Origin of the sequence: Acinetobacter sp. YH12211 (assembly GCF_013418015.1) — a bacterium.
In the GTDB taxonomy this organism is placed as follows: domain Bacteria; phylum Pseudomonadota; class Gammaproteobacteria; order Pseudomonadales; family Moraxellaceae; genus Acinetobacter; species Acinetobacter towneri.
This window is the reverse complement of the sequence record NZ_VPCW01000050.1, coordinates 1-7788: the sequence shown is the minus strand read 5'-3', so window position 1 is coordinate 7788 and position 7788 is coordinate 1. Positions and strand designations below refer to the sequence as shown.

At 38.4% G+C, this 7788-nt stretch carries 8 protein-coding genes and 1 pseudogene; 2 read left to right on the top strand and 7 right to left on the bottom strand.

Annotated elements, in window-relative coordinates; genetic code table 11:
• The 6 genes and pseudogenes from FTU98_RS13430 to mobQ form a co-directional block, all read right to left on the bottom strand.
• Positions 1–230 (bottom strand): annotated as a pseudogene (locus FTU98_RS13430) (macrolide 2'-phosphotransferase); the annotation flags it as partial.
• Positions 231–285: 55 nt separating this feature from the next.
• On the bottom strand, positions 286–1761 hold the full coding sequence (gene msr(E) / locus FTU98_RS13425) for an ABC-F type ribosomal protection protein Msr(E) (protein ID WP_000052512.1): 1476 nt from the start codon (positions 1759–1761) through the stop codon (positions 286–288).
• A gap of 670 nt (positions 1762–2431) precedes the next feature.
• Positions 2432–2974, bottom strand: coding sequence for a plasmid replication DNA-binding protein (locus FTU98_RS13420; protein WP_004896925.1), 543 nt, complete (start codon positions 2972–2974; stop codon positions 2432–2434).
• Positions 2975–3040: 66 nt separating this feature from the next.
• Entirely contained in the window at positions 3041–3970 is a 930-nt protein-coding gene (gene repM, locus FTU98_RS13415) for a replication initiation protein RepM (RefSeq protein WP_068553070.1), read from the bottom strand.
• Positions 3971–4172: 202 nt separating this feature from the next.
• Positions 4173–4406, bottom strand: a complete 234-nt coding sequence (locus FTU98_RS13410) for a hypothetical protein (RefSeq protein ID WP_068553069.1) — start codon at positions 4404–4406, stop codon at positions 4173–4175.
• A 101-nt stretch (positions 4407–4507) separates the two neighbouring features.
• On the bottom strand, positions 4508–5944 hold the full coding sequence (gene mobQ, locus FTU98_RS13405; RefSeq protein WP_107111964.1) for a MobQ family relaxase: 1437 nt from the start codon (positions 5942–5944) through the stop codon (positions 4508–4510).
• Positions 5945–6152: 208 nt separating this feature from the next.
• Between mobQ and FTU98_RS13400 the strand changes: the two genes are divergently transcribed.
• Positions 6153–6419 carry a mobilization protein gene (locus FTU98_RS13400; protein ID WP_088749624.1) on the top strand — a complete coding sequence of 89 codons (267 nt, stop codon included), beginning with the start codon at positions 6153–6155 and terminating at the stop codon, positions 6417–6419.
• 17 nt (positions 6420–6436) lie between these two features.
• Entirely contained in the window at positions 6437–6868 is a 432-nt protein-coding gene (locus FTU98_RS13395; protein ID WP_039090891.1) for a hypothetical protein, read from the top strand.
• A gap of 138 nt (positions 6869–7006) precedes the next feature.
• Here the strand turns inward: FTU98_RS13395 and mph are convergent.
• The coding region (mph, locus tag FTU98_RS13390; protein WP_180051552.1) for an Mph(E)/Mph(G) family macrolide 2'-phosphotransferase at positions 7007–7788 on the bottom strand (782 nt) is incomplete at its 5' end.

Genomic DNA, 7788 nt, shown 5'->3' with positions numbered 1-7788 from the left:
TCAGGAACCTCTACAGAAAGATGTTTTTTTACCAATTCTAAAATGCGTTTTTCTTTCTTGATTTGTTCCCTCATGCCATCACGACGAGGAATACGCAGCAACCATTGTTGCCCCTTTGTATCAAGAGCAAAAACGACCTTAAAATCAATGCCCATTTCATTGAAATTCATTTTGTCCGTAAGCAACAAGCCGTGTGCTTCAGCAAGTGATTGAATATCTTGAATTGTCATTTTTAATTTCCTTTAAAGAGTTCAATAATTAATGTTCGGATTAGATTGGCTATCATTAACAATCTCTCTCAAAAGTCTTGATGATTTTGTGGTCTTTGATCTCGTAGATAATGTCAGCAATATTATCGACCAATTGCTTGTCATGAGATACGAAGATAATAGTTCCTGCATAGGACTTCATCATTGTTTCTAATGCGGCAATACTTTTTAGGTCAAGATAGTTTCCTGGTTCATCCATAAGCAAAATATTATATTTTCCTAAAAGCATTTTGGATAAAAGCAGTTTGATGATTTCACCTCCCGATAAGTCGGATAAGTTTTTTTGAATATCATTCGCTCCGATCCCCATTGAAGCCAATACTGCACGAATTTCCGCAACTGTGTACTCGCACTCTTCCTGCATAAAGGAGAGCACAGATTTATGCGTGTTAAATTTATATCCTGTTTGTGTAAAGTAGCCAATTTCAGCTTTTGGAGATATGGTTAATCCATCAGCACGTTCTGATATCATTTTTAACAAGGACGTTTTCCCTGTTCCATTTGATCCAGTTATAGCGACTTTAGCGCCAAGCGGTATTATAAAGTTAGCGTCATCAAAGATAGTACGGCTACCAAATTTTAAGCTCAGACCATCTGCCGTAATCGGGAACTTATTGTGCAGTTCTAGGGCTGAACTTTGACGAAAACGAATAGAACGCAAATGCTCTGGTGCTTGAATATCTTCTAATGCAGCCAAACGCTTTTCCATACTCTTAGCTGCCTGATACAGTTTTCTTTGCTTGGTGCCAGTCATTTTTGCATGCCCAAGTCGTCCAGCACTTTCGGTAGAGTTTTTGGATTTTTCTCCTTTTTTCTTATTGTCTAATCGATTAGCTTGCTGGCGTTTTTCTTGCACAGCAGATTCTAATCGCTCCCGTTCCTTCATCATCAGCTCATATTCTACGGCTTGGTGTTGTCGCTCTTCTTCTTTTTGACGCAAGTAATCCGAGTAACCACCCCAATATTCCGTAATTTTACCGTCTTTTAACTCCCATATCTTGTCTACAACCATATCAAGAAAATATCGGTCATGACTGATAACAAGTAATGCTCCATCAAATGCTTTAAGTTGACCAATAAGTAGATCTATTCCATTGAGATCAAGGTGGCTGGTTGGTTCATCCGCTAGAATGCCATGTACTTGTTGGGAAAATGCGGCAGCAATTTTTGCACGAGTTTCCTCTCCGCCACTCATTGTGTCGTTTTGTACATTGGAAACACCAAGGCGAGATAACATTGCCCGGTCTTCGACCGTTTCTATTTCGATTCCGCCCAGTTGGCTGATATGTGCAAAATCACCAAAACGCTGTAATGTCGCTTCGGCTAAAACAATTTCGCCATTAAGTACTTTGAGTAAACTACTCTTTCCTGCTCCGTTATCACCCACAAGACCAATACGGTCATAAGAGTGAATTTCCAATTCATCAATATCCAAAACATCACGCCCAGCATAATCCAAGCGTATGTTTCTCGCTTTAATAATTAAACTCATTTTTATTTACTCCTGTTTAGCTCTTGAAATTTTTTATGCAGCAAACAGGATTTAGGTGAAAACAAAAGCTAGCATCACAGTGTCCTCCCAAAAAAAAAGCTATTCATCCACAGGGTGGACAAATAGCTAGTCAATTAAGTTATAACTGGAAACTATGCACTAAAAGCATACTTATAAATTAAGCATACTTTTACTTTATATATCCGCATATATTCTTAAAGACACAACAAAAGCCCACCATTATAAAATAGTGTCACTATGCAAATAGTTGTGTCTTAACGAATGCGGATAGAATGCATAAACTTACCTAAAAAATAAAATTCAGTTTTATGATAACTTTACTGTTAAAAGAAGTCTAGACAACCTTGTTTTATGCTTGGATATAAGGCTTATTTTAAAATAATAGTAGTGAAGATTTTCTAAAATTAACATAATACACCTTATACGAAATGCTTGATATTTCTCTTTAAATATCATTATATTAACGTAAGCCGTTCTGGAGTATAGGGCACCAGAACGGCTTTTTATTGATTATTCATGTTCCACGATCACTAATTGAGCGATGTTCCACGGTTTTATTCAGTTTTAATAAACATCATCCGGTTTTTTGAGGAGTCATTATTTCAAGTGCTTGCACTGAAATTGGCTCTTCAAAAAACTGGAGTCTTGGCTAACCATATGGAAGGAAAAAGCGGCTTAGGAAGCCTCTCTTCTTCTGTTCTGGTTCAACATGCTCCGGGATAGGAATACGCTTATTGTCTTGCTGAGGAGTAGTCAATTCGTCATAGTTCGTTGCTAGTTCCGACCGAGGATCCGTTGCTATATCCTGTTTAAAGCTCTGATCGGTAAAGGTAGTCATATTGGCTTTTGGTGCTTCTAGTAAGCGCTGCATAGCTTCAATCTGTTCTTGATAAAACGATTCACGTTCTAAAGATTGATTTTCTCTCTGTATTGCCTGATTTAATTGTTTTTCCAGTATGTCAACTTGACGTTTTAGTAAGTCAACTTCTGTCAAGTTTTGACTGTTAATTGATTGACTTTGATTGACTGTATCCTCTTTTTTTTGTGGTTCCCCAAAAACTCTTAGGGCCTCTGAAAAGTCAATTAATCCATCAGATCCTTTAGATAAATTTCCTTTGTTTATATGTGCATATATGGCTTGTCTTGAATATCCATAAAGCTTAGCTAACTCTGAAACTGACAGTTTTTTCATTATGTAAACCAGTTTTCAACTTGTGTTAATACCTGACTGTTAACTTAACAATTTCAATTAACAATGTCATTGAAATCCTAATTTTCTGAGTAAAGGAAGTAATTCCTTAAATTTCTCTGCATCTTGCAGCATGGCAGCTATACGTACAGCAAACTGCTGATAGCTTTCTGTGCCTTGTGAATATTTACTCATCTCAGGAAGCTCTGAGAGCTTGTTGGCGAATAGATGGCGTTGTTTATCTGTTATTTTTGAAAAGAGGTCTAATGTATTCGGATCTCTTTTAGATTCGACTGAATGCGTGGCTGATTTTTTCTGTTTAAAGCTAAATGAAAAACCAGTAATAGATCTACCTGTTTTATGCTGTTCAACTTTGACAATAATATCGGTATGTTCATTTACTTGTTTTAATGCAATGTCTAAAACATATTTTTTAAAATCATACATTCGTTTGTATTCAGTCTCGAGTACACCTATTTTTTGTCTAAAATCATACATAGTTATGAGAGGCGTTTTTCCAGTACTACGCCATGCAATCAATATTTCATATAAACGAACAGCATAAGCACTTGTTAAATTACTTATTTGTTGTATTTCATACTTTGTAAATTGTTCTTCTAACCTAGTAATTAAAGGCACAATAGCAGGGGCAAAAATAAGTCTAACGACAGCTTCATTATCAATATAAGCCACCTCGCTCACCCATCTTGATTTGTGATTAATAGTGTTACCTTTTTCACTAAGACTCTGATAACTGAATTGTCTTGCAAACAAGTCATCGCAAGCATCTTTTAACGCCTGATAAGCCGTATTTCGATGTACACCAAACTGATTAATATAACTTTCAGCATGAACTGTTAGTGGATCATTAGCATTTATCCCTTTACCCGATTCCCTTGCTTCAACAATAGCTAGGAGAATTAACCTCTGTTCAACTAGATCGAGGTTATAACTGGCATTGATTAAGGCGTTATCTTTAACAACTAGTTCTGTTTTCATATGAAAAGATTATATTTTTAATTCAATAAGACGAGGTTATATAATTATCTCGCTTAATGCAAGGTAAACCTCGTTTTAATGCAAGGTAAACCTCGTTTTAATGCAAGGTAAACCTCGTTTTAATGCAAGGTAAACCTCGTTTTAATATCTCTAGAACCATTATGAATAAAGGATTACAGCTTAATTAAAAGCATTTAAAAGCTTAAAAATAATTAAAAGCCCAGGGAGTAAAAAATTGCCCTTGGTTTTCGCTTCGCTCAAACTCTATTGAATCTCGCTTTCGCTCGATTCGTCGGGGCAATTTTTGGTTCATATTTTCGTGAATTTGAGAAAAAGCAAAAGCAAGATCAAAAGCAGCTCGGAATTCGCTTCGCTCATGAGCTTTTTTTCTCGCTACGCTCGGTTTAGGAATCAAATTTGGAAAGTTCGCACCCATTCGGGATGCTCTGTAAAGCAGGTGATTGATGGATAGGGAGCTTGTAATCAGGGAAAGGGATGGGCAAATTTTCTCAGTTCGCTCGTAGACACTCGCTCTGTTTAGCGACTCATGCCACGAGATTTCATTTTAGGCGCATGTTGCTGTGCTTTGAGCTGTTGTTCCTGTCTGAGTTTCATCTGTTGTTCTGCTTTGATCTCATCCACACATTTTTTAATGACTTGATAGGATGGGTATAGAGTCTGGTATTGCTTGGCTTTGGCTGGATGTTGTTGTTGGTACTGCTTCCAGGCATGTTCTTTGAATTTGTCATTTTCCAATAAATCCTTCACACCATGTTTTTTCTGGTGTTCATGCTGACCTTTCAGCTTTTTGTGCTCCTGGTAAATCGCATCACGTTGGGCTTCCCAGGCTTTTTTTCCAAACAGTAAGGGTTTGTTCTGAGTTAATTCGTTGTGTTGATCGACCAGGCTTTGCAATTTGTCATGACTTTGCTTGAGTCCGCTTTTCACGATCTCCTGGGCAAGCTGCTGATTGAACTCATTTTGATGTTTGTGGTGCTTGGTCAGGGTTATTTCGGCTTGTTTGAGATTACGCTGCATGAAATCCAGGTCTAGATTCGCGTCTTTTGCGCTGATTTCGCGTTTTAGCACTTTGCCAAGGGTTTCCCTCTGTTTTTCCTCAAACAGGGCTTTTTCGTCAATTGGTGGCGTTTTAGCGCTATTTTTGATTTGGATCTGCTGTTCTGTTTTCAGTGTGCTGAGTTTGATCTCATTTTCAGCAATCAGCAGATCCATATTTTTGCTGTATTGCAGCTGAGCCTGATTTCTCTGTTTGATTTCGTCATTGCTTCGGCTGATTTCGGTCTCAATCCCTTTTCGGCGCAGTTCGGTGACTTTCGGCCCTTCGTGCAGCGTGGCTTCTAAACCATTCTCCTGGTCTTTGTAGCTGCGGTGGTCGACTCGGGCAGTGTATCCAGCCAGATCCAGGTGCATATTGCAGATATCGGCAAAGTGTTCGCGCCAGTGTTCGATTTCTCCACTGTGTTTCTGATCCAGTTCCCGGGTTTTCTCGGTGAAGCCTTCCTGAGTAAGTTTGCGTGTGCTCATCAGGATATGCGCGTGATAATTGCGTTCATCACTACCAGATCCAGTATGCGGTGCATGAATACAGGCATCGACGGCTACCTGGTGTCTGTCCACGATACTGGCGCATAGCTCTTCGAGCATGGCCAGGCGTTGTTCCTGATTTAATTCACTTGGAAAAGCGATTTCAAATTCTCGGGCAACTGTCGAGTTTTTTCGGGTTTCCCGTTGTTCAACTTCGTTCCAGAGTCTTTCCCGGTTTTTTAAATGTTCTGGTGCGCCTTCGGGTAAATAAATTTCTTTATATTCCACACCTGTTTTTCGGCTGTAATCATGTTCTCGGCCCTCACGTTCACAATAGATCTTTTCACCTGCCCGATAGGCAATCGCAGCAGTAGCGGAACGCCCTGCTGATCGTGCTACGGTTTTGACTGAAAAGTGGTAAATCGCCATGCCTATTTTCGCTTTTAAATTTTCACGTAGTGAAGTACAACCGTGGATACGGTTGTCGGGGTATTGGGGAGACCCCAATCGTACTTGCAAACGAAGTTTGCATAAGTGCGCTCTTCGAGGAAAACATTACTATACATATAGCACCTTGAATGCATATTCAAGTGCGCTTATGTTAGGGATGGTTTCCCAGGATGATGGTATTGGATTAATGAGCGTTACTGAAACACTAGACAGCAAAATCAAAGCACAGGAAGAAAAGCTAAAGCAGTTAAAGGCTCAAAGACAGGCAGCACTGGCAAGAGAACGTGCTAAAGAGAAAGAACAAGCTCGAAAGGATGATACCAGACGCAAAATTTTAATTGGATCCTGTATGCTAAAGATCACTGAAGATGATGAACAAGCCAGAGCTAAATTAATTGCTCAGATGGATAAGTATTTAACAGATGAGCGTGACCGAAAGCTTTTTAATTTATAAATTTTGAGGGATAAGTAGTGGAAGATCCAACACTTAATAAGTTAATACGTAATACAGAATTATTCTTCGAACATCACTGGAATGTAGACCTATTAGGAAAGCCTCCTGAATGGTCACCAGTACATTTTAATTTTGGAAAAATTCCTAATTACGATAAACAAGGTGTATATGCGTTTGTCAAAGGGGATTTAGTGACTTATATCGGTGTTGGGACTTCTAGAGGTGCTGGCCGTTATCGTGGTAATGGCTTAAGCGCCAGGGTAATGAAATATTGCCGATGGAATGAAGATAAAACTGAATATATTGCGATAGATCCAAGACTGAAAGATGCTGGATCCATCATTACAATAGGCTTTGAGCGTGATACGGCTTATTTAGCAAATGCCCTAGAAGTTTTTCTTATCTCTAAAATCCAACCTGTCCACAATGTGGTTAAAGTTGGTATGTAATTTCGCATAAGAAATTTTATGTTAAATGATTGTTAGAAATGCCCCTTGATCGAGGCATTTTCTATAAAGAATACTAAAAACTAATTAAAGCCAACCAAGTTTCAAAACAAGGCAGTTCTCAGCAATCATATTTTTAAATTATATAACTCCCAACTGAGCTTTTGCTCCAACGATAAGGCTTTCATTTTGAGTTTCTAAGGCAAATAAACCATACATCAAAGGAGAGGCCGCTGCTCTTTCTAAAGTCTGTTCATATAGTTTATTCCAAACTTTACCCCCTAGTTTTTCATACTCGATGATTAGAGTTTTGAGGCTTTCTTCTCCAAACAAAGTTACATGCCCAGCAAAATCAATCGCTGGGTCATCTATATGGGCTGTTGACCAATCAATAACGCCTGAAACAGCTCCATCCTTTGAAGCTAGTACATGCCCAGCATATAAATCGCCATGTATAAATTGGGTGAAATCTGCCCATAGAACATCATTATCCAACCATTTTCTGTAGCGGGTTTCCAATTGCTCACTTATACCAATTTCAGATTTTACTAACTGCAAATTGTTTGCTATTTCAGGTCTTAAATCTGAAGGTTTCATAATTTTCAAATCATTTTCCCGAACTTCTTTTTCAGGAATACTATGGATTTCAAATAAGGTTTTTGCCAAAGATGTTATGTATTTCGGGCTATCTTTGTCCATATTCCAAATTATTTCATAGGTTTCAGCATCCAAATTTAAAACAGGATTATCTTTAAGTATGGGATAAGCCACTAATTCTGTAGATGAAATTCTCCAATCAGGAACCTCTACAGAAAGATGTTTTTTTACCAATTCTAAAATGCGTTTTTCTTTCTTGATTTGTTCCCTCATGCCATCACGACGAGGAATACGCAGCAACCATTGTTGCCCCTTTGTATCAAGAG

Excerpts from the sequence above, each read along its gene's own strand:
- FTU98_RS13420 (WP_004896925.1), bottom strand. The coding sequence starts at position 2,974 with ATGAAAAAACTGTCAGTTTCAGAGTTAGCTAAGCTTTATGGATATTCA.
- repM (WP_068553070.1), bottom strand. The coding sequence starts at position 3,970 with ATGAAAACAGAACTAGTTGTTAAAGATAACGCCTTAATCAATGCCAGT.
- FTU98_RS13410 (WP_068553069.1), bottom strand. The coding sequence starts at position 4,406 with ATGGGTGCGAACTTTCCAAATTTGATTCCTAAACCGAGCGTAGCGAGA.
- mobQ (WP_107111964.1), bottom strand. The coding sequence starts at position 5,944 with ATGGCGATTTACCACTTTTCAGTCAAAACCGTAGCACGATCAGCAGGG.
- FTU98_RS13400 (WP_088749624.1), top strand. The coding sequence starts at position 6,153 with ATGAGCGTTACTGAAACACTAGACAGCAAAATCAAAGCACAGGAAGAA.